This window comes from Microbacterium sp. Z6_144, assembly GCF_057197625.1.
Map to the genome: position 1 here is coordinate 67,189 of NZ_JBXVPT010000003.1, position 25,808 is coordinate 92,996.

Below are 25,808 nucleotides of genomic sequence, written 5' to 3' on the forward strand. Positions count from 1 at the left end.
TAACACCGGTGTAATTAGCGCCAGCGCGTGGTCATCAGGAAGCCGATGAAGGCGATGGCGAAGCCGATCGCCAGGTTCCACGCCCCGATGCCCGGGATCGGGAGATTCGTGCCGCTGAGGTAGAAGACGAGCACCCAGACCAGGCCGATCACCATGAGGCCGACCATCACCGGCAGGAACCACACCGGATTGGGGGCGGTGTCCTTCTCGCTGCGATCGGCGATCGGGTCGTCGCCGTTGCCAGTACGTGCCATGCCGACAGTCTAACTGCCAGCCGTCGCATAGCCCGTGGCCATAAGATCGCACCGTGCAGACGACCGTGGAATCGGGACCCCGGCGTGCGCGACGCCCGCGACCGCGCGGGCGCGTCTCGGTCGTCGGCGTCCTCGGCGAGCTGCTCATCACCGTCGGCGTTGTCGTGCTGCTCTATGTGGCCTGGCAGATGTGGATCGGCGACGTCATTTACGCGGCCGAGAAGAACCAGGCCGGGTCCGAGCTCTCCGAGCAGTGGGAGCAGCAGCACACCCCCGAGGTACCGGCTGACCAGCCGGAGACGCCGGAGACGCCCACTGAGGCTGTCGCGGTGGAGCCGGTGATCCTCCCGCAACCGGGGGACGCCGAGATTTTCGGAGTGATGCGGATTCCGCGCTTCGGAGCGGAGTACGAGCCCCCGATCGCCGGTGGTGTCACCCGCGCGCGCACCCTGGATCCGATCGGCATCGGACACTATCCGGATGCCGCCATGCCCGGCGAGGTGGGGAACTTCGCCCTCGCCGCGCACCGCACGACCTTCGGTGCCCCTTTTAACCGGATCGCGGAGTTGCGCGTCGGCGACGCGATCATCGTTGAGGCCGAAGAGGGCTGGTACACCTACCGCTTCCGCACCCTGGAGTACGTCACGCCCGACGCTGTCGACGTGCTGCTGGACGTGCCCCGAAAGCCCGACGTCCCCGCCGGAGAGCGATACATCACCTTGACCAGCTGCAGCCCCATGTACGCCATGACCGAGCGGATCGTCGCCTACGGTCTGTTCGAGTCCTTCACACCGCGTTCAGCCGGCCAGCCGCCGGCGGCCCTGACCGAGGCGGCGAGCTGATGTACGGCGCACTGTGGCGTGTGCTTCCGGGCCCGTGGTGGATCCGCGTCCTGATCCTGATCGTCCTGATCGCCGCCGTCGTGTACGGCCTGTTCTTCTGGGCCTTCCCGTGGGTCAGCCAGTACGTGAACCCCCAGGACGTCACCGTCCAGTGACCGGGTTCCGCGTGCTCGTGGTGGACAACCACGACAGCTTCGTGCACACCCTCGCCGGGTACGTGCGAGAACTCGGCGCGGAGGTCGCCCTCGTCGAAGCGGACGCCATCGACCCGGAGGACGCCGCATCCGTCGTGCGCAGCGCGGACGCCGTGCTCGTCTCGCCCGGCCCGGGAGACCCCGGCCACGCGGGCTCGTCCATCGCCATGGTGCGCGCGGCGGCGGATGCCGGCGTCCCGCTCCTGGGGGTCTGCCTCGGCCATCAGGCCATCGGCGTGGCGTTCGGGGCGACGGTCGCGCACGCCCCTGAGCTGATGCACGGGATGACCTCGCTCGTCGACCACGACGGTTCGGGGGTCTTCGCCGGATTGCCGCAGCCGCTGACGGCCACGCGCTATCACTCGCTGACGATCGTGCCGGAGTCGCTGCCCGACGCGCTCGTGGTGACGGCCGTGGCCGAGTCGGGCGTGATCATGGGAATCGCCCATCGCACCGCACCGATCGTGGGCGTGCAGTTCCACCCGGAGAGCATCCTCACCGAAGGCGGTCACCGGCTCCTGGGCAACTGGCTGGCGTCGGCCGGGATGGCGGGGGCCGATGAGCGCGGCGGTGCGCTGCATCCCGGCGGAGCGGTTACGGCCCCGAGCAGACGGTGAGCGTGATCTCCGAATGGATCGGCACCTCACCCGGGCCGATCGACTGACCCGCGACGGTCGGCGGGGCCGCCGCTGCGCAGGAGGGATCCTCCGCGGAGAGGACCGTCAGCCCGATGTCGGGGCTCTCGAGCTGGCGGGTCGCCGCGTCGAGCGTGTACCCGGTGTAGTCGACGATCACCACGCGGCCGGTGGAGACCACGAGGTTCACCGCCGTTCCCAGCGGCACGGACGAACCCTCCGGCGGTTCGGCTTCCAGCACGGTTCCGGCCGCGGCGTTCGGGTCGTTGCGCTGGCGGATGGCTCCGACGACGAGCCCGGCGTCGGACAGGGCCTGACGCGCGGACTCCTCGGGGATCCCCGTGAGGGCGGGCACGACCCCCGTCTCCTCGCCGCGTGAGACGTACACCGTGATCTGGTCGCCCGGGGCGACCGAGACCCCCACCCCCGGCTCGGTTCGGATCGCGTTTCCGACGGCCACGGTCTCGCTCGGCTCGTCCACCCGGACAGCGACGAGGTCTTCGGCAGTCAGGAGCTCATCGGCACGCTCCCACGCGACGTCGGTGACATCGGGGACCACGCGAGCCTCGCCGGGAACCTCGGTGGTGCCGGTGCGGATCGACATGGTCCAGATGAGCACGGAGACCAGGAGCACCGCCAGCAGCGCGACGCCCGACCAGATCCACGCGACCGGTGGTCCGGACTGCGTACGGCGCATGGTCGTGTCGGTGCTCAATTGGCGCAACGACCGGGCGGTTTCGGCCGCCTGGCGGGGATTCGGCCCGTACAGCTCACTGGTGAGCGCGCCGAGCTGACGCTTACTGGGCTGTTTCCCCTCGACGGTGGCCTCGAGGGCTGCCCGGAACGTCGCCGCATCCGGGAAGCGCTGGAAGGGATCCTTCGCCAGGGCGCGGAGCACGACGGCGTCCAAGGCCCGCGAGACGGTGTCGGTGATCTCCGACGGCGGGATCGGCGCTTCGCTGACGTGCTGGTAGGCCACCGCCACCGGGGACTCGCCCCGGAACGGCTGCCGACCGGTGAGGAGTTCGTAGAGCACGACCCCGGCCGAGTAGAGGTCGGCGCGGGCATCCACCGGCTCGCCCTTGGCCTGCTCGGGTGAGAAGTACGCCGCGGTGCCGAGGATCGTCGTGGTCTCGGCCACGGTCGAGGACGAGTCCGAGACGGCCCGGGCGATGCCGAAGTCCATCACCTTGACCTGACCGGCGTCGGTGACCATGACGTTGCCGGGCTTGATGTCGCGGTGCACGACTCCGGCGCGGTGGGAGAACTCCAGAGCCTCGAGGATGCCGTCGACATAGCGGCGGGCATCGTTCTCAGGCACGGGGCCCTCGTCGATGATGTCCTTCAGCAGCTTGCCGTGGACCAGTTCCATCACGATGTAGGGCACCGGGTGGGGTTCACCGTCGGAGCCGATCTCGGAGTCCTCGCCGGCGTCGAACACCCGGACGATGGCCGGGTGCGCCATGCGCGAGGCTGCTTGCGCCTCGAGGCGGAATCGGGTGCGGAAGGTCGCGTCCTCGGCCAGATCGCGCCGCAAGATCTTGATCGCGACCTCGCGGCCGAGCGTGACGTCGTAACCGCGGAAGACGCTGGCCATGCCGCCACGGCCGATGAGCTCATCGACGCGGTAGCGGCCGGACAGCACGCGCGGCTCGGTCGTCACGGTGCACTCCCCCGGTGGTGGAACAAGGGCTCAGCTTATCCGTTCGTCGTTGGGGACTGAGTGGGAGTGGGGGCCGGTTCCTCCGCAATGGGCGCGTTCGCCTCGGGTGATGGGCCGGAATCGCGCTGCTGACCGTCACCGCCCGAGCACGTCACGGTATATGTGACGATGAGGGTTTCGCCGGCGGCGCTGCTCACAGTGATATCTGCGTTGCGGGCGTTCGGCGTGAAGGCGGCCGACGATTGGCCGTTGGTCGAGAACGTGCCGTTCGTGGCGGTCAGGTTGTATGAGCTGACCGAGCCGGTGCCGGCGGGGCAGTTGTAGCCGCCCCAGGTGACCTGCGCGCTGGCGCCGGGATCCACCGTTTCGGGAAGGCTGGGCGCGGAGGGCTGGGGGAGGGCGATCTGATCCCCGTACACAGTGAGCGTGAGTTGCTGCGAGGGCTCGATGGAGCCGCGCGGGTCGATTCGGTAGACGAGGCCCACCTGCTCCGCCGTGGGGGCGGGATCCGCGATGGTGCAGGAGACGGATTCGACGCCCGCCTCCTCAGCGATGGAGATTGCCGTGTCGCAGTCCTGTCCCAACAGCCCGAGTGCGTCGACATCGATGCGGTTGGAGGTCGGCGATGGCGCTGCAGAGCTCTGCGACGGTCGCGGTGTGCTCGGCGCGCTGGTCGACGGCGCGGGAGCCGCCGGCTCCTGGTTGACGAAGAAAGCGATCAGCGTGCCGGCCAGGACGAGAAGGAGCAGCCCGACGAGGGCGACCAGCGGCCAGGTCCAGCGGCTGCGCTTGCGCTTCTGCGTCGCCGCATCCTCCTCGGTGTGTTCCGCCGTCGTCATCACCGTGGGGGAGGGCAGCAGTCGCGTGGCGGCCGCCGTGTCGGCGCCCGCGGTGAGGAGCTGCGTGACCTCATCGGCGGCGGACGCGCCCCCGATGGCGGGCACCGCCGCGATGGCGGCCGTCAGATCGCCACGGCGAAGCGCCGCTGCCGCCCGGGAGACCGCGGCGGCCGAGGCCGGGCGCTCCTCGGGCTTCTTCGTGATCATCGCCATCACGAGCCGCTGGACGGGCTCGGGCACGGTCGACGGCAGCGGAGGCGGCTGCTCGTTGATCTGCGCCATCGCGATCGCCACCTGCGACTCCCCCGTGAAGGGCCGCCGGCCGGCGAGGGATTCGTATGCCACGATGCCGAGGGAGTAGATGTCGGTGGCGGGTGATGCCGGGTGACCCGACGCCTGCTCGGGAGAGAGGTACTGCACGGTGCCCATGACCTGGCCGGTGGCCGTCAGGGGCACCTGGTCGGCGATGCGGGCGATGCCGAAGTCGGTGATCTTCACGCGTCCGTCGGGCGTGATCAGCAGGTTCCCGGGCTTGATGTCGCGGTGCACGAGACCTGCCGCGTGAGCGGCCTGGAGGGCGGCTGCCGTTTGAGCGACGATGTCCAGCGTCTGGTCGGTGGAGAGCGACCCGTCGCGCTCGAGGATCGTCGACAACGCTTCACCCGGGACGAGCTCCATGACGAGGAAGGCGCTGCCGGCCTCCTCGCCGTAGTCGAACACACTCGCGATGCCCTCGTGGTTGACGAGCGCGGCGTGGCGGGCCTCGGCGCGGAAGCGCTCCAGGAAGCCCGGGTCGCCCATGTACTCGTCTTTGAGGATCTTGATCGCCACCGTACGGCCGATGACGTGGTCGGTGGCTTCCCACACCTCGCCCATGCCGCCGATCGCGACCCGCGACTCCAGCTCGTAGCGTCCACCGAAGGTCACACCCTGTGTCGGTCTCATCTTCCCAGCACCGCCTCCATGACCTTCTTCGCGATAGGAGCGGCGATGGTGTTCCCGCTTCCCGACTGTCCTTGTCCGCCGCCCGCTTCGATGACCACCGCGACGGCGACCTGCGGATCAACTGCCGGGGCGAAGCCGGTGAACCACAGCGTGTACGGGCGGTCGCCGTTCTCCGCGGTGCCCGTCTTACCGGCCACCTCGACCCCGTCTATTCTTGCACCGGAGGCGGCACCGTCACTGACATTGGCGACCATCATCCGCGCCAGCTGACCCGCGAGGTCCTCCTCGAGGGCCCTCCCGAACTCGGTGCTCTCGACGGTCTCCTGGACCGTCAGATCGGGGCCGATGACCGCGTCGACCATCCGTGGGTTCATGACCGTTCCGCCGTTGGCGATCCCTGCCGAGACCATCGCCATCTGCAGCGGCGTCGCGGTCACCTGTCCCTGGCCGAATCCGGTCAGCGCCGTCTGCGCGTCATCCAGTCCGCTCGGATACGTCGAGGCCGTCGATGTCAGGGGAAGCTCGAAGGAGCGGTTGAAGCCGTACCTCTCCGCCTCGTCGCGGATGGCGTCATCGCCGAGGCGGACGGCGAGCTCCGCCATCGGGATGTTGCAGCTGAGCCGCAGCGCCTCCGCGATGGTGACCTCCTCGCCGGGGCCGCAGGTTCCGCCGCTGGCGTTGCGAACCGTGCGCGAGGACTGCGGCAGCTGGTAGATCGCCGGGTTGGGGAGCGTCGATTCCGGCGTGTACTGTCCGGAGGCGAGCGCCGCCGAGACCACGACCAGCTTGAACGTGGAGCCCGGCGGATTCAGGGCACCGCCGATGGCCCGGTTGGCCAGCGGGTCGGCCTCGTCGGCCACGAGTGCGTCGTAGGTCGCCTCGACCGCCTCCGTGTCGTGGGAGGCGAGGGCGTTCGTGTCGAAGCTCGGGGTGCTGGCCATGGCGAGGACCCGTCCGGTGTCGGGTTCGATCGCGAGAACGGCCCCCTCCAGACCCGACAGCGCGTCGTACGCGGCGCGCTGCACGGCCGGGTCGAGGGAGGTCTCGACGTTGGAGCCGCGCGGCGGCTGACCGGTGACGATGCGGTCCAGGCGGGAGAGGAACTGCGAACCCGCCGTGCCGCTGAGTACCTGGTTCATCGACTGCTCGAGCCCCGTGGCTGAGCCGAGGACGGGGTTGATGTAGCCGGTGACCGGGGCCCACATGTCGGCATCCACGTACACGCGCTGCCAGCTGTAGACGTCGTCGGAGGGCGTGGACGAGGCGATGGCGGTGCCCCCGGCGAGGATCGATCCGCGCTGCACCTCATACGAGTCGTACAGCGCGCGCGTGTTGGCGGAGTTCCGGGCGAGGTCCTCGGCCTGCACCACCTGGATGACGCTGGTCGATGCGAACAGGGCCAGGAACATCGCCAGCATCAGGATGCTGAGTCGTCTGAGTTCTTTCGTCATGTCAACCGATCACCACCCGGGGTCGGCTGCGCACGGCATCGGAGATGCGCAGCAGGAGGGCGACGATGAGCCAGTTGGAGATCAGCGACGATCCGCCCGCGGTGAGGAACGGGGTCGTCAGACCCGTCAGCGGGATGAGGCGCGTGACGCCGCCGACCATGATGAACACCTGAAGTGCGATCGTGAACGACAGGCCCGTGGCCAGGAGCTTGCCGAAGTCGTCCTGACCGGCCAGGCCGATCCGCACGCCGCGGCTGGCGAACACCATATAGAGGCACAGGATCGCGAAGACCCCCGCGAGTCCGAGCTCCTCGCCGAGGCTCGGGAGGATGTAGTCGCTCTGCGACAGCGGTGTGAGATAGGGCCGGCCCTGGCCGAGCCCCGTACCGATGAGGCCGCCCTGAGCGAGGCCGAAGATCCCCTGCACGAGCTGGTAGCTGCTGCCGTTGATCAGGTCGGGGTTGAACGCATCCAGCCAGTTGGCGAAGCGGGCGCCGACGTAGGGGAGCACGCGCGATGCCAGGAAGGCGCCGGCGGCGGCGAGGACCACGCCGATGAGCACCCAGCTGGTCTTGCCGGTGGCCACGTAGAGCATCGCCACGAACATGCCGAACATGAGGAGCCCCGTGCCGAGGTCGCGCTGGAGCACGATGATCCCGAGGGAGATGAGCCAGATCACCAGCAGGGGGCCGAGCTCGCGCGCTCGCGGCCACGTCATCCACAGGAATCGGGTGCCCACCGACGCGAGGCTCTCCCGGGTACGCACCAGGTAGCCGGCGAAGAAGATCGCCAGGGCGATCTTCGCCAGCTCGCCCGGCTGGAACTGGAAGAGCCCGCCGACCGACACCCACACGTCGGCGTTCTGGTCGGTGCCCAGGCCCGGGACGAACGGGAGGAGCAGCAGCAGCACGCCCCCCAGCCCGAAGAGGTAGGTGTAGCGGAACAGCACCCGGTAGTTGCGCAGGAAGATCACCACGAGGATGGCGCCGCCGATCGCGATGCCCGACCATACGAGCTGGCGCGTGGACGACGCATCCCACCCCATGTGGTCGCGCGCGATGTCGATGCGGTAGATCTCCGCCATGCCGAGCCCGGTGAGGAGCGTGGCGATGGGCAGGACGAACGGGTCGGCGTCCCGCGCCCGCAGTCGCAGCACGATGTGCAGCGCGAGCGCCAGGACGACGGGGATGCCGCCGTAGACGAACACATCCGTGCCGGGGGTCCGGCCCGTGCCGAGATCGACGAGAGTCACCGCGCCGGCGTTGAGGACGAGCGCGAACAGCAGCAGCGCCAGCTCGCGGTTGCGCTGGGTCTGCGGGACGCGGATGCGGCGGAGGGCTCGCAGCACCGCGGTGTCGGCGCTCACGCCGTCGGCCGGCGGGGCGGTGCGGGCGATCGGCGGGGTGGTCATCGGTCCCTCTCCGCCGTGACGCGCAGACGCTCGACGATGAGTTCGGCGTCGGAGAGCGACCGGGCGTTGATGGTGTTCTCCACGGTTGCCCGCTCGAAGTCGGGGAGGTCGGCCAGCGCGATGCCCGTGTCTTCGTGTGGCGTCGACAGTGAGATCGGCCCTAGCGACTGCTGAATGCCACGGAAGACGACGACCGTGTCGTCGTCGGCGCCGATGAAATAGCGGGTCTGCGTCCAGTTGTACCCGATCGCCAGGGCGGCGGCGAGGGCGGCGAGCACGAGGAGCAGCCCGATGATCCACCCGGCGCGACGTCGGCGTGAGCGGCGCCGATCTTCTTCGATGAGCTCCTCGAGGAACTCCGCATCCGGTTCGAAGTGGGTCGGCTCGTTCGCTGCCTGCCGGTTCGGGTGCAGCCAGCCGCTGCGTCCGGGGCGGGCTGCCGGCACCTCCACGCCGATCGGATTCGACGCCGATCCGACGATGGTCGGAGTTCCGAGGAAGAGCGGATGCTGCCCGCCGACGTCGACGATCACGATCGTGACGTTGTCGGGTGCCCCGCCGTCCAGCGCCTGCTTGAGCAGGGTGTCGGCCGTGCGGCCCGGGGCCAGGCCCTGGCCGAGTGCTTTGGCCGTGTGCGCGTCATCCAGCACCCCCGACAGCCCGTCGGAGCACAGCAGCCAGCGGTCACCGGGCTGGGTCGGCATGATGAACGTGTCGACCTCGGGGTCGGGGTCCATGTCGCCGAGGACCCGCATGAGCACCGAGCGCCGAGGGTGGTACCGCGCCTCTTCCGGGGTGATCCGGCCGGAGTCGACCAGCCGCTGCACGAAGGTGTGGTCGGTGGTGATCTGGGTGAGCGCGCCGTCGCGGAACAGGTAGATGCGTGAATCGCCGATGTGGCCGATGACGGCGTAGTCGTCGACCATGACCAGTGCGCTCACCGTGGTGCCCATGCCGGCCAGCTCGGGGCGACGCCCGACCGTCTCGATGAGTTCCGTGGCGGTGTCGGCGATCGAGTCGCGCAGCGCCCGTTCGGCTTCGGAGGTCGAGGTGAACGGCTGATCCAGGATCGCCAGGCGTGAGATTGCGAGGCTCGACGCGACGTCTCCGCCGGCGTGGCCGCCCATTCCGTCGGCGACGACGAAGAGGTTCGACCCGGCGTAGCCGGAATCCTGGTTGTTGGAGCGCACCTTGCCGGTGTGCGAGATGGCGGCGCTCGAGCCCTGAAAGACCATGGGGATCCCGGGAGCTACTTCCGCAGCTCGAAGGTCGTCGCGCCCACCTTGATGGGGGCGCCGATCTTCACCGGGACCGGGGTTGCCACGCGGGTGCCGTCGTGGAACGTGCCGTTGGTGGAATCCAGATCCTGGATCATCCACTTGTCGCCCCACAGCACCAGTCGCGCGTGATGACTGGAGGTGTAGTCATCGCGGATGACCAGCGCCGACTCGCTGGAGCGGCCGATCGTCAGCGGCTCGGTCCCCAGGGGCAACTCGACCCCCGCCTTCGGACCACTCGTGATGACGATGCGCGAGACCGTGCTCGTGGTCGCGTTGCCTCCGGGTGCCGCATCCCTGGTCCTCGCCGGGGCGGGACGGCTGACGGCTTCGGTGGCATCGCCGGGACCGCTGGAGGGGACCGGGCCGCCGGCTGCGGCGGGCTCGGGGAGCTTCCGCACCTTCACGCCGAACAGGTCGGCGCGCAGCGAGTACACCACCGCGAAGACGAAGAACCACAGCAGCAGCAGGAATCCGATGCGCAGCAGCAGGAGGGTGAGTTCGCTCACGCCCTGGGCCCTCCCTCGTTCACGCCGAACGCGCGCGTCGCGTCGGAGGCCGGGCGGCGAGGCGGTGCGGAGACGGCCTGGGGCACGACGCGGAAGACGATGTCGGTGCGCCCGATCCGGACGGCGGAGTCCGGCGGGAGCGGGGCTTCGGTCACCTTCCGGCCGTCCAGCTGCGTGCCGTTGGTGGAGCCCAGGTCGCGCACCATCGCGCGCTCGCCGTCCCACAGGATCTCCACATGGCGGCGGCTCGTGCCCGAGTCGGGCAGCGTGATGTCGGCGTCGCTGCCGCGACCGATCACGGTGCGCGCCTTCGTGAGCTGATGGCGCTGGCCGTCGATGTCGACGACGCCGCGCCAGGACACCGTGCCGGCGGTGGTGGAGGACTCCACCCGCAGCGTGCCGGTGGCCACCGACTCATCCCGCTTCAGCGTGATCGTGACCGGGCCGGCGAAGGAGTAGCCCTGCGTGCGGGCGTGCGTCTGCACCAGGGTGTCGAGCTCGTCGCCGAGTGCCGTGCCCAGCGACTGCATCCGCTCATCGTCGGCCGAAGCCAGGTGCACCACGAACGTGTTCGGGGCGAGGATGCGGTCGCGGCTGACCACCGCGGACTTCTTGTCGAGCTCGCTCCGCAGGGCGGAGGCGATCTCCACGGGCTGTATGCCGCTGCGGAAGGTCTTCGCGAACGCGCTGTTGACAGCGCGCTCGAGACCCTTCTCGAAACTGTCGAGTAGTCCCACGAGACTCCTTCAGGCAGGCAGACCAGTGGGTACATCGTAGTCAGCACGCCTGGGGGACCCATGGACGCCGCCCTGGGCTGCCGATTCGGGCCTCGGGCGGGGCATCCGCCGTTCCGCCCCGGGGAGCCGCCGACGCCCCGGGGAGCCGCCGCGCCGGGGGAGCCGCCGCGCCGGGGAGCCGCCGCGCCCGGCCGGGGGCGCCGCCGCGCGGGGAGCCGCCGACCCCGGGCGGGGCATCCGCCGTTCAAAATTCAGGAGACACGCCGGTCGAGGCGCCCTTTGGGGGGGCTTGGATACCGGAATCTCCCTGAGTTTTGCGCACCGCGCGGGGTGGCGGCCATCCGGGGGTGGGGTGTCGGCTGGTGCACGGCGCCGGGCATCCGCCGTTCAGAACTCAGGAGACACGCCGGTCGGGGCGCCCTAGGGGTGGCTTGGATGCCGGAATCTCCTGAATTCTGCGCAGGGTGACCCCGGTAGCGGCTTTGCGAGTGGCGCGCGGAGCCGTGATATCCTCGGCAGGTTGAGTACGCAGGATGCTGCGTCTCGCGCGAGTGGCGGAATAGGTAGACGCGCTGGCTTCAGGTGCCAGTGCCCGCAAGGGCGTGGGGGTTCAAGTCCCCCCTCGCGCACAGTACGGCGAAGGGTCCCGAAAGGGGCCCTTTCGTCATTCGGCAGCACGGGACCGCTCCTCAGCAGGCGGCGTCTGCGTCGACCTCGGGGCTTAAGCGGAAAGGCCCGAGGTGACGGGCGTCGCGGGGCCGTGCGGCGCAGCGATCTACCGACCGAGGGATTTTCCGGGCGGGGGTTCTTCTGTGCCGGGCGGTGTGCCGTGAACTGAACTCCGGCCGCCCATCAGTCGCTCCCGCGTAACTGCGCTAGCCGATCGACGGCCTCTCTTGTATCGTCGGCGTGACGGGGTCATTCCGGGGATCCGCGCCCTCGCCCTCGCCCCAGTGGCCAAACGAGAGAACGTCGTCTTCCGACTGTGAAGCGGTTCCTCGGATCTCCTGACCTAGAGTGCGCCGGCGGTACGACGTCCTTTGAGGATCGCGTGGTGGCGGTAGGCGTCCTCGTCGCTCAACGACGCTATGTAGTCGATCAGACCGCGGTGCACTCGCTGACGCCGGGTGTACGCCGGGGAGGTACGCATTCCGATGTCGATTGCGCGGCGAAGACCCTGGGGCAGGCGCCGAAGAAGTTGCTCGTCGGGATCATCGCCTGCAGCGACGTGGTAGGCGCCCATCGCCTGAGGCTCGAGCGTTTCGAAGATCTCACGGAGCACCTGACGCTGACCAGTCTGGATATTCGCGAGTTCCGGGGCATCGATAACGTGATACCAGATGAGCTGCTTCACGATCGAGTTGAGGCGCTTGGGTATCGGGTCGACCTTGAGTCGACCGTTCACAAGCGTGGCGGCATTGATGAACTGGGTGAGCATCGTGCTTCGCGCACGATCCAGGTTGGCATGATCCTCGGCGGCGCCCTGGTACGTGCTTCGCGGCAAGTAGGCGAGCAATTCATGCAATGCGTCAAGCTCCTCCTCGGACAGGTTTCCCACGGCCTTCTGGGCGTACGCCAGGAATTCCGCAAGCCGGTCCGAGTTCCGCTTGTAGTCGGCCAGCGGGATGTGCTTGCTCCTGAAGAAGTCCTCGATGTCGTGCACGGCGTAGGAGATGTCATCTGCCCAGTCCATGATCTGAGCATCGAGGCTCTGGGCTATGTCTTGTGTCGCGAGCGGCACGGCATCATCCTGGCCAGTGACCGACCACAGGTTGGCAGCATCGCAGTCGTACGCGCCCCACTTTGCCTTCTTGCTGGGATTCTCGCCGCGAAGCCACGGGTACTTCGTCGCTGCCCGGAGCGTGCGATAAGTCAAGTCGAGCCCCTGGAGCGACTCGAGGTCGCGGTGGGTCGCCAGAACGGTCAGAACGCGGAACGTCTGCGCATTTCCCTCGAATCCGTCTTCGAGGAGGCAGCCGGTCTCACATGGGCTGTCCTTACGCGCCGCATACGGCCGGGGCGACAAGCGGTGCTCATCGCAAGTTAAGATGTCATCAAGCTCCTGCTCGCCGGCGTGGCCGAACGGCGGGTGGCCGATGTCGTGAGCTAGGCACGCGGCGGCGATTGCGTGAGCATCGGCGACCCCGGTCAGATCGGACGCAGCGGAGAGCTTGCTGTGGATGGACAGGCCGACCTGTTCCACTTTTAGGCTGTGTGTCAGCCGGTTATGAAGAACGAGATCCGGGCGCCCGACCGCTACCTGCGTGACGCCGCCAAGCCGGCGGAAAGCCTCGCTGTACAGGACACGGTCTCGATCTCGATGCGAACCCGAGCGATGGGAGGGGTCGTCGTCGTGCTTGCCGGATGGACGAAGGTCGTCAGCGCCGCGGCTCGCAGTCACCGGATGCGAAGTTTGTACTTGGCTGTCAACACGACGCTGCCGGACTCGAGGAGCCGGTATAACTCGTTGCGTGCAGCCTCGAACGTGAGGCCGCAATCCTCCATCAGTACCTCGAGATAGTCGTTCGTTGACACGTCCTTGGAGTCAGCGCCGAGGTCGCGCAGTACTCTTTCGGCTGGGATGGCTTCGATAACAGTGGTCACTTTGTCCCCATCAGTTGCCTTCGGTAACACGCCGCATATCAGAAAGCCTTTGCGTGCCTGCGTGTCGCCCGGTCCCTTTGGCACCCCAGCGATACGATCTGCCGCTTCTCGCCGGGTGCCGATCCATTGAGTGTAATCGCGGCCAACGACGTCCTGCTAGTGCAAGCTTCGTGACGTCGCTTCCGCCTGATCACGGTTCTATTCTGCCGCGCAAAAACCGCTAAACCTAGTATTAGCGATTAGAAGTTTCTAGGGTGTTGCCCGTGGAGCTTGCAGATTCGTCGGTGCCGGGCGTCGGAACGCCCGAGCTGCTTGCGTTGTGCGGGCTCGCACCGTCGACGCTCACCAATTGGGTGAAGGGTGGGCTGTGCGCTCCCTCAATCCTCGGGGCTGATGGGCAACGCGCTGTGCAGTACTGGAGCGTCCGGGACGTCGTTACCGTCCGTGCGATCAAGGCGCTTCGGGAAGCCGGCTGCCCCCTGCGAGTCGTCCGGGAAGTCGCGGCCACGCTTGAGCGGGAGTGGGGCGCGACCATTTCGGACAGCGTGCTTTTTTGGGATGGGCGAGACGTACTCACGGTGGATGCGGCTGGCAACGTGCTGAGCGTCATCCGTCGCACCGGTCAAGCGCTCATTCGTCAGACGGTGGTCCAGCTCACTACGTTCCCGCTCGGCGCTTGGGCTCGCGAGGTAGAGGCGCTGGCTGCGCCGGTAGACCGAGAGCGAATTCGCGAGCAACGACAGGCGCGGCGTGCGCGCCAAGGGCGTGCGGCGACCGCCAGCTAGACACTCATCCGGCGGACAGCTTGGCGACGTCGTCGATCGCCTCGGAGATGGTCGCCCTCGGGTAGTCCCCCTCGCACAGCAACGAGGGGCTGGCAAAGGGCCTTTGTAATTTCGCCTCCGGCGGATCACTCCAGCGTCGGCGGCAGGGCGTAGCGGCGCTCGTCGACCTCGCGACCGGCGTCGGGAGCGGACGCCGTCGACCCCGATACCTCGGTGAAGCCGATGCGCTCGAGCACCGCGAGCGACGGTGCGTCCTCCGACGCCACTCGCGCGTACAGCGGACGCTCGCCCTCGCGAGCCACGAGCAACTGGAGCGCCGCCGTCCCCACATCCCGCCCGGATGCGTGCGGCGCGATCCAGTACGTCACTTCGCGGCTGCCGTCGATGGTGTACGCCGCCGCGGTCCCGGCGAATCCGCCGTTCTCGGTCACGACCCACAGCGAGACATCCGGCGAGCGGCGCTCCCGGTCGATCCACGCGTCGAACGCGGCGCGATCGTGGCGGTCGGATGCCGTGAACGCGGCGCCTGCGGGGGCTGGAGCGTCGCGCATCACCTCGAAAACGGCGTCGAGATCGTCGTCGTCCAGGTCGCGCAGTTCGATGTGGCTCACGCCGTCACCCTAGGGAGGACGACTCATTCCGACGAGTTTCCTACTCGCTATCGCGCTGCGGCCGGAGTTGTCAGTAGAGTGTTGGCAGTCACGCTTTGCGTGGCCTATCCGGGGGGATCCGTCGACGCCCGGGCTTTGAGCCTATGGCTCGGCCCGGGCGTCGTATGGTTAACGCCCCGTGACGATCTGACCCTCGTGCAACGTTTGTGTCACCAACCCGTGCGCCGGGGCGCCTCGACCGTTACCGTGGCTCTCATGGCGCACCACGGCGCCGGCAAGAAAGAACGGCATCGCAAATGAGTCAGGGCACCGTCAAGTGGTTCAACTCCGAGAAGGGCTTCGGCTTCATCGCCCCCGATGAGGGTGGTGCTGACGTCTTCGCCCACTATTCGGCCATCGAGGCGTCGGGCTACCGCTCGCTCGAGGAGAACCAGCGTGTGGAGTTCGAGATCGCACAGGGCCCCAAGGGCCTCCAGGCGGAGAACATCCGCCCGATCTGATGCGGCGACGCGGCGCCTGCCCCCGCGGGCAGCGCCGCGCGTCTGCGTTCGCCGGGCACGAACTCAGGGCCGTGTCGGCGAGCTGCGGCAGCGATCAGGGTGAGGGCGGCGGGCATCCGTCGCACCCCGTGCAAGAGCCGGTGCGCTCGCGCCGGGTGGTCGCCCACGCCCCTCCCTCTCCCGAGCTCCGCTGAACGGGGCTACGCCGGGGAGTCGGGCAGGAGGAGCAGGCGGGCGAGTTCGCCGGCATCGTCGACCGCGGCCTGCGCCCCGTCGGCCTCGTGCGGCCAGCTGAAACCCCAGCGTACGAAGATCACGGGCACGGCGTTGGCCGCACCGCCCTCCACGTCGTGGTGGCGATCCCCGATCAGCACGGGGCGGCTCACGTCCGCGCCGGCTGCGGCCAGGCGGCGCAGCGCTTCGGCGACGATGTCGGACTTCGCGCTGAGAGTGCGCTCATCGGGCGTTGCCCCCACCATGGCGGTGAAGTAGGGCGAGAGCTCGAAGTGGTCCATGAGCGCGACGACCTGCACCTCGGGCTTCGAGCTGGCCGTGGCCTGTGGCACACCGGCCGCCGCGAGGTCGGCGATGAGTTGCGCGATGCCGGGGAAGAGGGTGGCGCTCGCGGTATAGCCCTCGGCCTTGTTGAGCCCGCGGTAGAAGGCGACGGCCTCGGTCGCCTCCTCCGGGCTCATACCGAGGTTCACCTGGAAGGACTCGAACATCGGCGGGCCGATCCACCGCGACAGTTCGCCGCGCGTGGGTGGCTGCATCCCGAAATGCTCGAGGGTGATGGTCAGGCGACGGAGAATTCCCTCCGAGGCGTCGACGACGGTGCCGTCTACATCCCACAGAATGCATGACCAGGGTGAACGCATCGGCATTCCACAACGCTATCGGGGCCGGAGGGGGTGTCGGCCCGCGGTGGTCGGGTACGGCGGTGGCCGGGTACGGCAGCGGGGTTCAGAACAGGCGCGGGGCGCCGGAGTCGGTGCCCTTCATCTCGTCATAGTCCAGGGTGAGGCAGCGGATGCCCCGGTCCGTGGCCAGCACGCGTGCCTGCGGTTTGATCTCCTGCGCCGCGAACACTCCGGTCACGGGGGCCAGATGCGGGTCGCGGCCCAAAAGCTCGAGGTAGCGGGTCAGCTGCTCGACGCCGTCGATGTCGCCGCGGCGCTTGATCTCCACCGCGATCGTGCCGCCCTCGGGGTTGCGCAGGAGCAGGTCCACGGGGCCGATCGCGGTCGGGTACTCCCGCCGGACGAGGGTCAGGCCGTCGCCCACGAGCGCCACCTGTTCGGCCAGCAGGCGCTGCAGGTCGGCTTCGACGCCGTCCTTGATCAATCCGGGATCGACGCCCAGGTCGTGCGAGGTGTCGTGGACGATCTCATGGATGCGGACGACCAGCGCGTCGCCCGACTTGGCATGCGTGACGCGCCAGCGCTCGATGACGCCGTCCTCGAGGTCTGCCTCATCCGGGGCCTCGGTGACGAGGGTGCACGGCGGGCTCATCCAGTTGAGCGGCTTGTAGGAGCCGCCGTCGGAGTGGACGAGCAGGCTGCCGTCGCCCTTGTGGACGAGGAGGCGCGTGGCCAAGGGCAGGTGCGCGTTGAGGCGGCCGGTGTAGTGCACCGAGCAGCGGGCGATGACGAGACGCACCCGACGAGCCTAGTCGGCGCCGGCCGCCACCCGGCCCGCGGCGGCCTCACGCGCCATCGCGCACCGAGGGGTTCCCCGCGGGGACGATCGGGCGCGCCGCGCCGGAGAACAGGCCCGAGAGGACGATGAGTCCGACGATGACGAGGAGCGTGTTGAGCAGCCCCACGTTCTCGCTGATGAACCCGAGGATCGGGGGCCCGCAGAGGAACGCGACGTAGCCGATGGTCGCGGCGGCGCTCACCCGCGCGGCCGCCTTCGCAGGGTCGTCGGCGGCTGCGGACATGCCCAGCGGGAAGCCGAGGGACGCGCCCGTCCCCCACAGGGCCGCCCCCACGAAGACGAGCGGGAGGTTCGGGGCGAAGATGAACAGCAGGAGGCCCGCGGCCGCGGTGAAGGCGAGGGATCGCAGCACGGCGACCCGTCCGAAGCGATCGACGAGAGGGCCGCCGAGGACGCGCCCGACCGTCATCGCCACGGAGAAGACGGCGAGCGCCGCGGCGCCGAACGCGTCGTCGGCGCCGTGATCCTCGACGACCGCGAGGGGCAGCCAGTCGTTCGCTCCGCCCTCGGCGAAGGCCATGCCGAGCATGATGACGCCGAGAGAGTACGTGCGCGGCTCCCGCCACGCGCTCAGGGCATGGTGCATCCGCTCGCGCCGCGCGGGCCGCGGGGCCTCGGCGTCGTCATCGCCCGCGCGTGATGGGACGTTCGCGACGCTCACGATGGCCAGGAGCACGATCACTCCCGCGATCACTCCCGCGTGCACGAAGAGGGCGACATCCGCCCAGGCGGCGAGCACCCCGAGCCCCGCGCCGATCACGGTGCCGAAGCTGAAGAACGCGTGGAACAGCGGCAGGAGTGTCCGTGCGCTGTACTTCTCGATGGCCGCGCCCTCGACGTTCATCATCACGTCGACCGCGCCGTTGCCGCTTCCGAAGAGCACGAGACCGAGCAGGACGAGCGCGTACGAGTGGAAGGCGTCGGAGCCGGCGCCCACCAGCGCCACGCCGACGGCGACGACCAGGAGCGCCCCGAGCATTCCTTTGCGCGCTCCCACGCGCGCCAGCACGACGGGGGCGAGGGACAGTCCGAGGATCGAGGCGATCCCCGCGCCCAGGAGCAGCATGCCGATCTGGATGTTGTCGATCTCGAGTGACGACTTGATGGCGGGCACGCGCGAGGCCCACGTCGCGATGCTCAGACCGCTCGCGAGGAAGACGGCGAAGATCGCGGCACGCCAGCGCGCGAGCTGCTTCCGGGAGAGGTCGACGTCCATGCCCACCACAGTACAGAATCGACGCCGAATCGATTCGATGCCTGCCCGGGGTACGATCAGGGCGACATGAGCGCGCACCGAGCAACCATCTCCGACGTCGCCCGCGAGGCGGGTGTGTCACCGTCGACCGCGTCGGTCGTCTTCAGCGGTCGGACGCCGGTGTCGGATGCCACCCGGCAAAGAGTCCTCGACGCGGCCGCCCAGCTCGGCTACACCGGTCCCGACCCGCGGGCGGCGTCGCTCCGGCGCGGGCGCTCGGGCATCGTGGGCGTGGTCATCGAGGAGCGGCTGGGGTCGGTGTTCTCCGATCCGGTCATGCGGTTGCAGATGGATGGACTCACCGAAGGGGTCACCCGCGTGGGCGCCGGGGTGCTGCTCCTGCGCGATCGCGGTGACGCGGGGGCGGAGCCGTCCCTGCTCACCACGCCGCTGGATGCCGCGGTGCTCATCGGCTGCAATGCGCGGATGCGCGAGTCGCTGCACGTGCTGCGCGCCCGCAACGTGCCCGTGGTGGTGATCGAGGGCGACGGCGGAGCCGGCGTGCCCCAGATCCGCCTGGACAACCGGGAGGCGCAGCGCCAACTCGCCAGCCACCTCGCGGGGCTCGGCCACCGCGACGTCACCATCGTCACCCTGCCCACCACGGCCGCCCGCCGCGCCGGGTGGCTGGATGCCGCCGCCGAGGCCGACATCCGCGTCGAGGTCGCCGCCGATCGCCTCGCCGGAGCTCGCGACGTGTACCCGGATGCGCCGGCCTATGCCGCCGGTGCCAGTCTGATCGACGAGGGCTTGGCGGCCGGTCGCGTGATCTTCGCCGAGCGTGCGTCCCGGCCCACCGCCGTCCTCGCGCAGAGCGACCTCCTGGCCGCGGGCATCGTGCGGGCCGCGGAGGAGGCGGGCCTGCGGGTGCCGGACGACGTGTCGGTGACGGGCTTCGACGGAGTGGTGGTCGATGGCCTCGCGCCGTACGAGCTGACGACCGCCGTGCAGCCCGCGGCGGAGAAGGGCCGGGCCGCCGGCGATGCGGTCGCGGCCATGCTGGACGGGGCGCCGGCGGCATCGTTGCTCTTCACGTGCGCCTTCCGTGAGGGGAACACCACGGGTCCCGTCTCCCCGCGCTGATTCGGCAGGCGACGCGGCGGCCGAGCCGCCGCGTAGGATGGAGGAGACACCCCGAGAGCCCCGGGCGCTCCCGCCCGTCGACCCCGAGGAGGGCGCGATGCTGCTGCTCCTCGGTGCGTTCTGCCTCATCCCCCTTCTTCTGCCGTGGCTGGTGTCGCGCATCGGGGAGCGCGCCTTCTATTTCGCGGCGCTCCTTCCGATCGCGGCTTTCGTGCACGCGGCCCTCGCCACACCCGCGATTCTCGACGGGGACATTCCTTTCGAGACATACGACTGGATCCCCGCGCTCGGGATCGAGATCTCGATGCGGATGGACACCCTCAGCTGGGTGCTCACTCTGATCGTGACGGGGGTCGGCGCCCTCGTGATGCTGTACTGCCGCTGGTACTTCCGCGGCAAGACCGCGGGCGTCGGGCAGTTCTCCGCGGTGCTCCTGGCCTTCGCCGGGGCGATGTACGGCCTCGTCCTGACCGACGACATCGTCCTGCTGGTGATGTTCTGGGAGGTCACGAGCATCCTCTCGTACCTGCTGATCGGGTACTACCACACCCGCGGTGCGAGCCGCCGTGCCGCCCTGCAGGCGCTGTTGGTCACCACCATCGGCGGCCTCGTGATGCTGATCGGGGTGGTGCTCCTCGTCGTCGAGACCGGCACCACGAGCCTTTCCGAGATCCTGGAGATCGCCCCCACGGGCGCCGTGGTCGACGCATCCCTCGTGCTGCTCCTGGTCGGCGCGTTGAGCAAGTCGGCGATCTTCCCGTTCCACTTCTGGCTGCCGGGAGCCATGGCGGCGCCCACGCCGGTCAGCGCGTACCTGCACGCCGCCGCCATGGTGAAGGCGGGGGTCTACCTGATCGCCCGCCTGGCGCCGGTGTTCGCGTTCGCCGCACCGTGGCGGCCGATCGTCATCTCCCTCGGTGTGTTCACGATGCTCCTCGGCGGCCTCCAGGCGCTGCGGGAGAGCGACCTGAAGCGCGTCCTGGCCTTCGGCACTGTCAGCCAGCTGGGATTCCTGACCGTCGTGCTGGGCTACGGCACGCAGGAGGCCGCGCTGGCCGGCCTGGCGCTGCTCATCGCCCACGCCCTGTTCAAGTCGTCGCTGTTCCTGGTCGTCGGCGTCATCGACCGTCAGCTCTCCACGCGCGACATCGGCGAGCTCAGCGGAGTAGGGCGCCAGGCGCCCGTGCTCGCGGTGTTCTCGACGATCGCGGTGGCCTGTATGGCCGGCATCATCCCCACGATCGGCTTCGTGGCGAAGGAGGGGGCGCTCACCGCGCTTCTGGAGGAGGCGACGCACGGCGACGCGTGGGGCCTCGTGGCCCTCCTGGGCGTCTCGCTCGGCTCCATCCTCACCGCCGCGTACGGCCTGCGCTTTCTGTGGGGCGCCTTCGCCACCAAGCGCGATGCCGACGGCGCGCGCCGGGAGAGAACGGAATGGCCCGACCCGCCGCTCGGCTTCCTCGCGGCTCCGGTCGTCCTCTCCGGGCTCACCGTGGTCGCCGGCATCGCGACGCCGTGGGTGGACGCGGTGCTGCAGCCCTACGCCCAGGCCGCGCCGGCGGCGAGCCCCGGTCTCCCCGCCCCGGAGGGCGCGCCGCACCTTGCCCTGTGGCACGGCTTCGAGCCGGCGCTGTGGATCTCGCTCGGAACGATCGCGCTGGGTGTCGTCGTGTTCGCCGTGACCGCGCGCCCGCGCCGCTTCGCGACGATGCGCCTGATGCCGTTCACCGCCACCGACGTCTACAACGTCACCCTGCGGGCGATCGCTCGCCTGGCCGTGTTCACCACGTCACTCACCCAACGCGGGTCGCTTCCCGTCTACGTCGGAACCATCTTCATCGTCTTCGTCGCCGCGGAGGCGACCGCCCTGCTGTCGTCCCCGACGTGGCGCGCCGACCTGGACGCCTGGCAGACGCCGGTGCAGCTGGCGGTGGCACCGGTGATGATCGCTGCCGGCCTCCTCGCCGTGAACGCCCGCAAGCGTTACACCGGCGTGGTCCTGGTCTCGGTCACGGGCCTCGGAATGGTCGTGCTCTTCGCCACGAGCGGCGCCCCCGACCTCGCCCTGACGCAGGTGCTCGTGGAGACGGTCACCCTCGTCGCATTCGCCCTGGTGCTCCGCCGCATCCCGGCGCGGATGGGGGAGCACAACGCCTCGGTGTGGCCGGTGGCGCGGGCCGTCCTCGCCATCGCCGTGGGGGCGACCATGGCGCTCGTCGCCATCGTGGCGACCGCCGCCCGCACCGAGCGGCCGATCTCCGACCTCTGGCCGATCCTGGCCTACGAGATCGGTCATGGGCAGAACGTCGTCAACGTCGCGCTCGTCGACATCCGCGGCTGGGACACGATGGGGGAGCTCTCCGTCCTCATCCTCGCCGCCACGGGCGTGGCCTCTCTCGTGTTCGTCACCCACCGTGCCGACACCCTCTCGGAATTCACCTCACCGTTGCCGAGCATGCGCGCGCGCGGACGCGCGCCGCTCGTGGAGACCGAGGAGGGCCCTCGTCCGTGGACGCCCGACACCAGCCACCGCCCGCAGGCGTGGCTGGTGGGTGGGCAGAAGGTGCGGCCGGAGAACCGTTCGCTCGTGCTCGAGGTGATCATCCGGGTGCTCTTCCACTCGATCATCATCGTGTCGCTGTACCTGCTGTTCGCCGGTCACAACCTCCCCGGCGGCGGATTCGCCGGGGGCCTGGTGGCGGGCATGGCGCTGGTCATGCGGTACGTGGCCGGTGGCCGGTACGAGCTCGGCGTGGCCGCCCCCGCCGACGCCGGGCGCATCCTGGGCGCCGGGATGAGCCTTGCCGTGGCGTGCGCCGTCATCCCCCTGTTCTTCGGCCAGGCGCCGTTGACGAGCGCCGTCATCGAGGCGGATGTGCCGGTGATCGGTCACATCGAGTTCGTCACGTCGACCATCTTCGACGTCGGGGTGTACCTCGTCGTCATCGGGCTCGTGCTCGACGTCCTGCGGAGCCTCGGCGCCGAGGTCGACCGCCAGACCCAGGAGATGCGCGCCCGGGGGGTGCTGGCCGGATGACCACGTCCCTCGTCCTCATCATCATCATGGCCGTGCTCTTCGCGTGCGGCGTCTACGCGATGCTCGAGCGCAGTCTCACGCGGGTGCTCATCGGGTTCCTCCTGCTGGGCAACGCCGCGAACCTCCTGCTGCTGATCGTGATGGGCGACCCGGGACTCGCGGCCTTCTCGGGGGTGTCGGACGATCCGAACGCGGTCTCCGATCCCCTGCCGCAGGCGCTGACGCTGACCGCCATCGTCATCACCTTCGCCGTCTCGGCGTTCCTGCTCGCCCTCATCTACCGCTCGTGGCAGCTCGGCCAGGCAGACACCGTGCAGGACGACGAAGAGGATGTCGCGATCCGCGTGCGCCCCAGCGAGGAAGACGCCATGGACGTCGAGGTCGAGGACGAGGACGACGACGCCACGACCGACTTCGTGGGGATGGCCAGCGCCCCCATCCGCCTCCTGCACAGCGACGACGTCGCCGCCATTCGCGACGACGCGCCGGCCGACCGCCCCTATCGCCGCAGACGACACGACGAGGGCGAGGACGATCGATGAGCGCTCTCGTTCCTCTGCTGGTGACGCTCCCGCTCCTGGGCGCCGGAATGGCCCTGATCGCGGGGCGCCACCGCAAGACCCAGGTGGCCGTCTCGGTGACCACGCTCACGGCGACCCTGCTCATCGCGATGGTGCTGCTGGTGGTGGTGCATTCCTCCGACCAGCCGCTCGTGGTCTCGGTCGGCGGGTGGCCGATCCCCTTCGGCATCGTGCTGTACGTCGACCGCCTCGCCGCGCTCCTCGTGGTCGTCTCGAGCCTCGTCCTGCTGGCGGTTCTGCTCTTCTCGGTGGGCCAGGGCGCCGAGGACGGCGACGACGACACGCCCGTGTCGATCTTCCACCCGTCGTACCTGATCCTGTCCTCAGGCATCTTCACCGCGTTCATCGCCGGCGACCTGTTCAATCTCTACGTCGGGTTCGAGATCCTGCTGGTGGCCTCGTACGTGCTGATCACCCTCGGCAGCACCGAATCCCGTATCCGCACGGGCGTGGTCTACATCGTCGTGTCGCTGGTGTCATCCATCCTGTTCCTCGCCTCGATCGCCGTGATCTACGGGGCGCTCGGCACCGTGAACATGGCGCAGCTGTCGGAGCGGATGAGCGACCTGCCGCAGGAGACGCAGCTCGTGCTGCACCTCATGCTGCTGCTGGCCTTCGGAATCAAGGCGGCCGTGTTCCCGCTGTCGTTCTGGCTCCCCGACTCCTACCCCACGGCGCCGGCGCCGGTCACGGCGGTGTTCGCCGGCCTCCTGACGAAGGTGGGCGTGTACGCGCTCATCCGCACCGAGACGCAGATCTTCCGCGACAGCGACGTGAACACGCTGCTTCTCATCGTGGCGCTGGCGACCATGATCGTCGGGGTGCTCGGCGCCCTCGCGCAAGCCGAGCTCAAGCGCATCCTGTCGTTCACCCTCGTCAGCCACATCGGTTACATGGTGTTCGGGCTCGCGATCGCCACCCCCCTCGCCATCGGCGCGACCATCTATTACACCGTCCACCACATCGTGGTGCAGACGACCCTGTTCCTGGCGATCGGGCTGATCGAGCGCCGTGCCGGCAGTACCTCCATCCTGCGCGTGCGGGGCCTGATGCGCGCCACGCCGGTGATCGCGGTGCTGTACTTCATCCCCGCCATCAACCTGGGTGGCCTGCCGCCCTTCTCCGGCTTCATCGGCAAGTACGGCCTGTTCGACGCCGCGGCGGAGGTCGGCACGCCGCTCATGATCGTGCTCATCGTCGGCGGAATCGTGACGTCTCTGCTCACCCTGTACGCACTGATGCGCGCGTGGAACCTCGCGTTCTGGCGCGAGGAGGAGGACTCCCCCGAGACCGAGGCGCGCATCGAGTACCTGGGCTCGGCTCCCGCGGCGGGCGTCCAGACCGAGCGCCGCGTCACGCCGCGCATCATGACCGCCGCGACGGCGGGCATGGTCGCCGTGACGGTCGCGCTCACCGTGTTCGCCGGTCCGCTGTACGACGTGTGCGCGCGGATCGGAGAGACGCTGCTGGAGCCGATCTCGGTGGTTCAGGTCGAGCAGGAGGTGCAGGGATGAAGCGGAAGGCCACGGATCTGCTGCACGCCGCGTGGCGGCAGCTGCCGTTCTTCGTCTGGCTGATCGCCCTGTGGATGCTGCTGTGGGGTCAGTTCACCGTGCTCGCGTTCCTCACGGGGCTCATCGCCGCCATCGCGGTGACCCGCGTCTTCCGCCTCCCCCCGGTGGAGCTGTCGGGCCGGGTGAACCTCTGGTACGGGATCGTGTTCGTCGTGGCGTTCCTCGTCGACGTGGTGCGCGGCTCCCTCATCGTCTCGGCTCAGGTCCTCGACTTCCGCCGTCAGCCGGGGGCGGCGATCATCGCGGTTCCGCTCCGTACCGATGACGACCTGATCATGACCCATGTCGGGGTGACCGCATCCCTCATCCCCGGTTCCCTCATCGTCGAAGCCGACCGCGTGCGCCGTGTCCTGTACCTCCACGTGATCGGCGTGCGTTCAGACGAAGACGTGGTCACGCAGCGCGCCCACGTGCTGAAGTTCGAGCGGCGTATCGTCCGGGCGGTCGGCTCGCGAGCGGAGCGGGAGCTCGTGGAGGCGCCGTCGCGGGACGTGGTGCGCGGACGGTCGAGAGGAGGGGCCGCATGAACGCGATGCTCATCGTGATCTTCGTCGTCTTCGCCGTGGCATCGGTTCTGACGCTGTGGCGCGTGGTCGTCGGGCCGTCGATCCTCGACCGGGCCGTGGCATCCGACGTGCTGCTGACGGAGGTGATGTGCGTGCTGGGGGCGGAGATGGCCATCAATCAGCACACCCGTTCGCTCCCGGTCATGCTCATCATCGCCGCCGTCGGTGTGTTCGGGTCGGTATCGGTGGCTCGCTTCGTCGCGAGGAAGGACGCCGTCGAACGATGATCCTGCTCGCCGCACTCGGAAGCGAAACCCCCGCCACGCCTCTGGACGCGTGGCTGGACGGGATTGCGCTGGTTCTCATCCTCGTCGGCGCCCTGCTGTGCCTGGTCGCTGCCATCGGCGTCCTGCGCTTCCCCGACGTGCTGACGCGTCTGCACGCGGCGACGAAGCCGCAGGTGCTCGGGCTCGTCGTGATCTGCCTCGCAATCGCCCTGTCGCTGCGCTCGTGGCCGGCTGTGGCGTTCCTGGTGCCCATCGTGCTCTTCCAGCTGGCGACCGCGCCGCTGTCCGCGCACATGGTGGGACGCCAGGCGTACCGGAACGCGACGTTCGACCGCACCACCCTCTACGTCGACGAGCTGCGCGGCGAGCGGGAGACCCCGCCCGCCTCGGGCGGCTGATACCGCGTTCTACTCTGCCCGCCCAGGACGCGCGCGGCGATCTGGCGTTCAAAACTCAGGAGATCCGTCGCCGAAAGGGGTGCTGACGCACCCGGCTACGGCGTGTCTCCT

Annotated in this window: 26 protein-coding genes and 1 tRNA gene; 13 read left to right on the top strand and 14 right to left on the bottom strand. The window is 69.2% G+C overall.

The annotated features are described in order from the left end of the window. Positions 1–14 precede the first annotated feature (14 nt). Positions 15–254: a cell division protein CrgA gene (locus AC2DGY_RS15630; protein ID WP_484510689.1), complete on the bottom strand. Its 240-nt coding sequence runs from the start codon at positions 252–254 to the stop codon at positions 15–17. 53 nt (positions 255–307) lie between these two features. Here AC2DGY_RS15630 and AC2DGY_RS15635 point away from each other — a divergent pair, with 53 nt between their 5' ends. The 3 genes from AC2DGY_RS15635 to AC2DGY_RS15645 are packed head-to-tail and all read left to right on the top strand — an operon-like array spanning position 308 to position 1,907. Then, on the top strand, positions 308–1,096 hold the full coding sequence (locus tag AC2DGY_RS15635) for a class E sortase (RefSeq protein ID WP_484510690.1): 789 nt from the start codon (positions 308–310) through the stop codon (positions 1,094–1,096). Continuing rightward, positions 1,096–1,251: a hypothetical protein gene (locus tag AC2DGY_RS15640; protein ID WP_484510691.1), complete on the top strand. Its 156-nt coding sequence runs from the start codon at positions 1,096–1,098 to the stop codon at positions 1,249–1,251. The genes AC2DGY_RS15635 and AC2DGY_RS15640 overlap by 1 nt, the downstream gene beginning before the upstream one ends. After that, positions 1,248–1,907 (top strand): anthranilate synthase component II, encoded by a 660-nt coding sequence (locus AC2DGY_RS15645; protein WP_484510692.1) that lies wholly within the window; start codon positions 1,248–1,250, stop codon positions 1,905–1,907. The genes AC2DGY_RS15640 and AC2DGY_RS15645 overlap by 4 nt, the downstream gene beginning before the upstream one ends. Here AC2DGY_RS15645 and pknB read toward each other — a convergent pair. From pknB to AC2DGY_RS15680, 7 genes are read right to left on the bottom strand one after another with little or no spacing between them, the layout of a single operon-like run. Next, complete coding sequence (pknB, locus tag AC2DGY_RS15650; protein WP_484510693.1) at positions 1,885–3,588, bottom strand: Stk1 family PASTA domain-containing Ser/Thr kinase; 1,704 nt, start codon at positions 3,586–3,588, stop codon at positions 1,885–1,887. The two genes, AC2DGY_RS15645 and pknB, sit on opposite strands and share 23 nt — an antisense overlap. A 35-nt stretch (positions 3,589–3,623) precedes the next feature. Continuing rightward, positions 3,624–5,372 (bottom strand): serine/threonine-protein kinase, encoded by a 1,749-nt coding sequence (locus AC2DGY_RS15655; protein ID WP_484510694.1) that lies wholly within the window; start codon positions 5,370–5,372, stop codon positions 3,624–3,626. Beyond that, on the bottom strand, positions 5,369–6,823 hold the full coding sequence (locus AC2DGY_RS15660) for a peptidoglycan D,D-transpeptidase FtsI family protein (RefSeq protein WP_484510695.1): 1,455 nt from the start codon (positions 6,821–6,823) through the stop codon (positions 5,369–5,371). The genes AC2DGY_RS15655 and AC2DGY_RS15660 overlap by 4 nt, the downstream gene beginning before the upstream one ends. A 1-nt stretch (position 6,824) precedes the next feature. After that, positions 6,825–8,234 (bottom strand): FtsW/RodA/SpoVE family cell cycle protein, encoded by a 1,410-nt coding sequence (locus tag AC2DGY_RS15665; RefSeq protein WP_484510696.1) that lies wholly within the window; start codon positions 8,232–8,234, stop codon positions 6,825–6,827. Beyond that, entirely contained in the window at positions 8,231–9,469 is a 1,239-nt protein-coding gene (locus AC2DGY_RS15670; protein ID WP_484510697.1) for a PP2C family protein-serine/threonine phosphatase, read from the bottom strand. The genes AC2DGY_RS15665 and AC2DGY_RS15670 overlap by 4 nt, the downstream gene beginning before the upstream one ends. Before the next feature lie 14 nt (positions 9,470–9,483). After that, positions 9,484–10,020: an FHA domain-containing protein FhaB/FipA gene (locus tag AC2DGY_RS15675; protein WP_484510698.1), complete on the bottom strand. Its 537-nt coding sequence runs from the start codon at positions 10,018–10,020 to the stop codon at positions 9,484–9,486. Beyond that, positions 10,017–10,757: an FHA domain-containing protein gene (locus tag AC2DGY_RS15680; protein ID WP_484510699.1), complete on the bottom strand. Its 741-nt coding sequence runs from the start codon at positions 10,755–10,757 to the stop codon at positions 10,017–10,019. The genes AC2DGY_RS15675 and AC2DGY_RS15680 overlap by 4 nt, the downstream gene beginning before the upstream one ends. Before the next feature lie 545 nt (positions 10,758–11,302). Between AC2DGY_RS15680 and AC2DGY_RS15685 the strand changes: the two genes are divergently transcribed. Then, positions 11,303–11,386: transfer RNA gene (locus AC2DGY_RS15685), tRNA-Leu, on the top strand. A gap of 383 nt (positions 11,387–11,769) precedes the next feature. Here the strand turns inward: AC2DGY_RS15685 and dgt are convergent. Both dgt and AC2DGY_RS15695 read right to left on the bottom strand, forming a co-directional pair. Continuing rightward, positions 11,770–13,158, bottom strand: coding sequence for a dGTP triphosphohydrolase (dgt, locus tag AC2DGY_RS15690; RefSeq protein ID WP_484510700.1), 1,389 nt, complete (start codon positions 13,156–13,158; stop codon positions 11,770–11,772). Beyond that, positions 13,155–13,361 carry a hypothetical protein gene (locus tag AC2DGY_RS15695; protein WP_484510701.1) on the bottom strand — a complete coding sequence of 69 codons (207 nt, stop codon included), beginning with the start codon at positions 13,359–13,361 and terminating at the stop codon, positions 13,155–13,157. The genes dgt and AC2DGY_RS15695 overlap by 4 nt, the downstream gene beginning before the upstream one ends. A 263-nt stretch (positions 13,362–13,624) precedes the next feature. Between AC2DGY_RS15695 and AC2DGY_RS15700 the strand changes: the two genes are divergently transcribed. Next, positions 13,625–14,146 (top strand): MerR family transcriptional regulator, encoded by a 522-nt coding sequence (locus AC2DGY_RS15700; RefSeq protein WP_484510702.1) that lies wholly within the window; start codon positions 13,625–13,627, stop codon positions 14,144–14,146. A gap of 125 nt (positions 14,147–14,271) precedes the next feature. Here the strand turns inward: AC2DGY_RS15700 and AC2DGY_RS15705 are convergent, their stop codons facing one another. Further along, positions 14,272–14,757, bottom strand: a complete 486-nt coding sequence (locus AC2DGY_RS15705) for a GNAT family N-acetyltransferase (RefSeq protein ID WP_484510703.1) — start codon at positions 14,755–14,757, stop codon at positions 14,272–14,274. A gap of 296 nt (positions 14,758–15,053) precedes the next feature. Here AC2DGY_RS15705 and AC2DGY_RS15710 point away from each other — a divergent pair, with 296 nt between their 5' ends. Further along, a complete protein-coding gene (locus tag AC2DGY_RS15710) occupies positions 15,054–15,257 on the top strand; it encodes a cold-shock protein (RefSeq protein ID WP_484510704.1) in 204 nt (67 codons plus the stop codon). A gap of 200 nt (positions 15,258–15,457) precedes the next feature. On the opposite strand, the gene AC2DGY_RS15715 is transcribed toward AC2DGY_RS15710, so the two are convergent. The 3 genes from AC2DGY_RS15715 to AC2DGY_RS15725 all read right to left on the bottom strand — a co-directional run bounded on the left by AC2DGY_RS15715 (position 15,458) and on the right by AC2DGY_RS15725 (position 18,192). After that, positions 15,458–16,141 (bottom strand): HAD hydrolase-like protein, encoded by a 684-nt coding sequence (locus tag AC2DGY_RS15715; protein ID WP_484510705.1) that lies wholly within the window; start codon positions 16,139–16,141, stop codon positions 15,458–15,460. A 79-nt stretch (positions 16,142–16,220) separates the two neighbouring features. Continuing rightward, on the bottom strand, positions 16,221–16,916 hold the full coding sequence (nucS, locus tag AC2DGY_RS15720; RefSeq protein WP_484510706.1) for an endonuclease NucS: 696 nt from the start codon (positions 16,914–16,916) through the stop codon (positions 16,221–16,223). 46 nt (positions 16,917–16,962) lie between these two features. Beyond that, the gene (locus tag AC2DGY_RS15725) at positions 16,963–18,192 is read right to left on the bottom strand and encodes an MFS transporter (protein ID WP_484510707.1); all 1,230 of its coding nucleotides are present in this window, start codon (positions 18,190–18,192) and stop codon (positions 16,963–16,965) included. A 66-nt stretch (positions 18,193–18,258) separates the two neighbouring features. On the opposite strand from AC2DGY_RS15725, the gene AC2DGY_RS15730 reads away from it, so the two are divergent. The 7 genes from AC2DGY_RS15730 (at position 18,259) to mnhG (ending at position 25,697) form a co-directional block, all read left to right on the top strand. Next, positions 18,259–19,314 (top strand): LacI family DNA-binding transcriptional regulator, encoded by a 1,056-nt coding sequence (locus tag AC2DGY_RS15730; RefSeq protein WP_484510708.1) that lies wholly within the window; start codon positions 18,259–18,261, stop codon positions 19,312–19,314. Between the two features lie 97 nt (positions 19,315–19,411). After that, the gene (locus AC2DGY_RS15735; protein ID WP_484510764.1) at positions 19,412–22,351 is read left to right on the top strand and encodes a Na+/H+ antiporter subunit A; all 2,940 of its coding nucleotides are present in this window, start codon (positions 19,412–19,414) and stop codon (positions 22,349–22,351) included. Beyond that, a complete protein-coding gene (locus tag AC2DGY_RS15740) occupies positions 22,348–22,893 on the top strand; it encodes a Na(+)/H(+) antiporter subunit C (protein WP_484510709.1) in 546 nt (181 codons plus the stop codon). Before AC2DGY_RS15735 ends, AC2DGY_RS15740 begins: the two co-directional genes overlap by 4 nt. Then, positions 22,890–24,446 carry a Na+/H+ antiporter subunit D gene (locus tag AC2DGY_RS15745; protein WP_484510710.1) on the top strand — a complete coding sequence of 519 codons (1,557 nt, stop codon included), beginning with the start codon at positions 22,890–22,892 and terminating at the stop codon, positions 24,444–24,446. The genes AC2DGY_RS15740 and AC2DGY_RS15745 overlap by 4 nt, the downstream gene beginning before the upstream one ends. Beyond that, entirely contained in the window at positions 24,443–25,033 is a 591-nt protein-coding gene (locus AC2DGY_RS15750) for a Na+/H+ antiporter subunit E (protein ID WP_484510711.1), read from the top strand. Before AC2DGY_RS15745 ends, AC2DGY_RS15750 begins: the two co-directional genes overlap by 4 nt. Beyond that, the gene (locus AC2DGY_RS15755) at positions 25,030–25,299 is read left to right on the top strand and encodes an MrpF/PhaF family protein (RefSeq protein ID WP_484510712.1); all 270 of its coding nucleotides are present in this window, start codon (positions 25,030–25,032) and stop codon (positions 25,297–25,299) included. The genes AC2DGY_RS15750 and AC2DGY_RS15755 overlap by 4 nt, the downstream gene beginning before the upstream one ends. Then, positions 25,296–25,697: a monovalent cation/H(+) antiporter subunit G gene (gene mnhG, locus AC2DGY_RS15760; protein ID WP_484510713.1), complete on the top strand. Its 402-nt coding sequence runs from the start codon at positions 25,296–25,298 to the stop codon at positions 25,695–25,697. The genes AC2DGY_RS15755 and mnhG overlap by 4 nt, the downstream gene beginning before the upstream one ends. Positions 25,698–25,808: the final 111 nt, after the last annotated feature.

Bases quoted from the DNA above. Each gene is read 5' to 3' on its own strand.
- AC2DGY_RS15630 (WP_484510689.1), bottom strand. From the start codon at position 254: ATGGCACGTACTGGCAACGGCGACGACCCGATCGCCGATCGCAGCGAG.
- AC2DGY_RS15640 (WP_484510691.1), top strand. From the start codon at position 1,096: ATGTACGGCGCACTGTGGCGTGTGCTTCCGGGCCCGTGGTGGATCCGC.
- AC2DGY_RS15655 (WP_484510694.1), bottom strand. From the start codon at position 5,372: ATGAGACCGACACAGGGTGTGACCTTCGGTGGACGCTACGAGCTGGAG.
- AC2DGY_RS15660 (WP_484510695.1), bottom strand. From the start codon at position 6,823: ATGACGAAAGAACTCAGACGACTCAGCATCCTGATGCTGGCGATGTTC.
- AC2DGY_RS15665 (WP_484510696.1), bottom strand. From the start codon at position 8,234: ATGACCACCCCGCCGATCGCCCGCACCGCCCCGCCGGCCGACGGCGTG.
- AC2DGY_RS15670 (WP_484510697.1), bottom strand. From the start codon at position 9,469: ATGGTCTTTCAGGGCTCGAGCGCCGCCATCTCGCACACCGGCAAGGTG.
- AC2DGY_RS15710 (WP_484510704.1), top strand. From the start codon at position 15,054: ATGAGTCAGGGCACCGTCAAGTGGTTCAACTCCGAGAAGGGCTTCGGC.
- AC2DGY_RS15715 (WP_484510705.1), bottom strand. From the start codon at position 16,141: ATGCCGATGCGTTCACCCTGGTCATGCATTCTGTGGGATGTAGACGGC.
- AC2DGY_RS15725 (WP_484510707.1), bottom strand. From the start codon at position 18,192: ATGGACGTCGACCTCTCCCGGAAGCAGCTCGCGCGCTGGCGTGCCGCG.
- AC2DGY_RS15730 (WP_484510708.1), top strand. From the start codon at position 18,259: ATGAGCGCGCACCGAGCAACCATCTCCGACGTCGCCCGCGAGGCGGGT.
- AC2DGY_RS15735 (WP_484510764.1), top strand. From the start codon at position 19,412: ATGCTGCTGCTCCTCGGTGCGTTCTGCCTCATCCCCCTTCTTCTGCCG.
- AC2DGY_RS15740 (WP_484510709.1), top strand. From the start codon at position 22,348: ATGACCACGTCCCTCGTCCTCATCATCATCATGGCCGTGCTCTTCGCG.
- AC2DGY_RS15745 (WP_484510710.1), top strand. From the start codon at position 22,890: ATGAGCGCTCTCGTTCCTCTGCTGGTGACGCTCCCGCTCCTGGGCGCC.
- AC2DGY_RS15750 (WP_484510711.1), top strand. From the start codon at position 24,443: ATGAAGCGGAAGGCCACGGATCTGCTGCACGCCGCGTGGCGGCAGCTG.
- AC2DGY_RS15755 (WP_484510712.1), top strand. From the start codon at position 25,030: ATGAACGCGATGCTCATCGTGATCTTCGTCGTCTTCGCCGTGGCATCG.
- mnhG (WP_484510713.1), top strand. From the start codon at position 25,296: ATGATCCTGCTCGCCGCACTCGGAAGCGAAACCCCCGCCACGCCTCTG.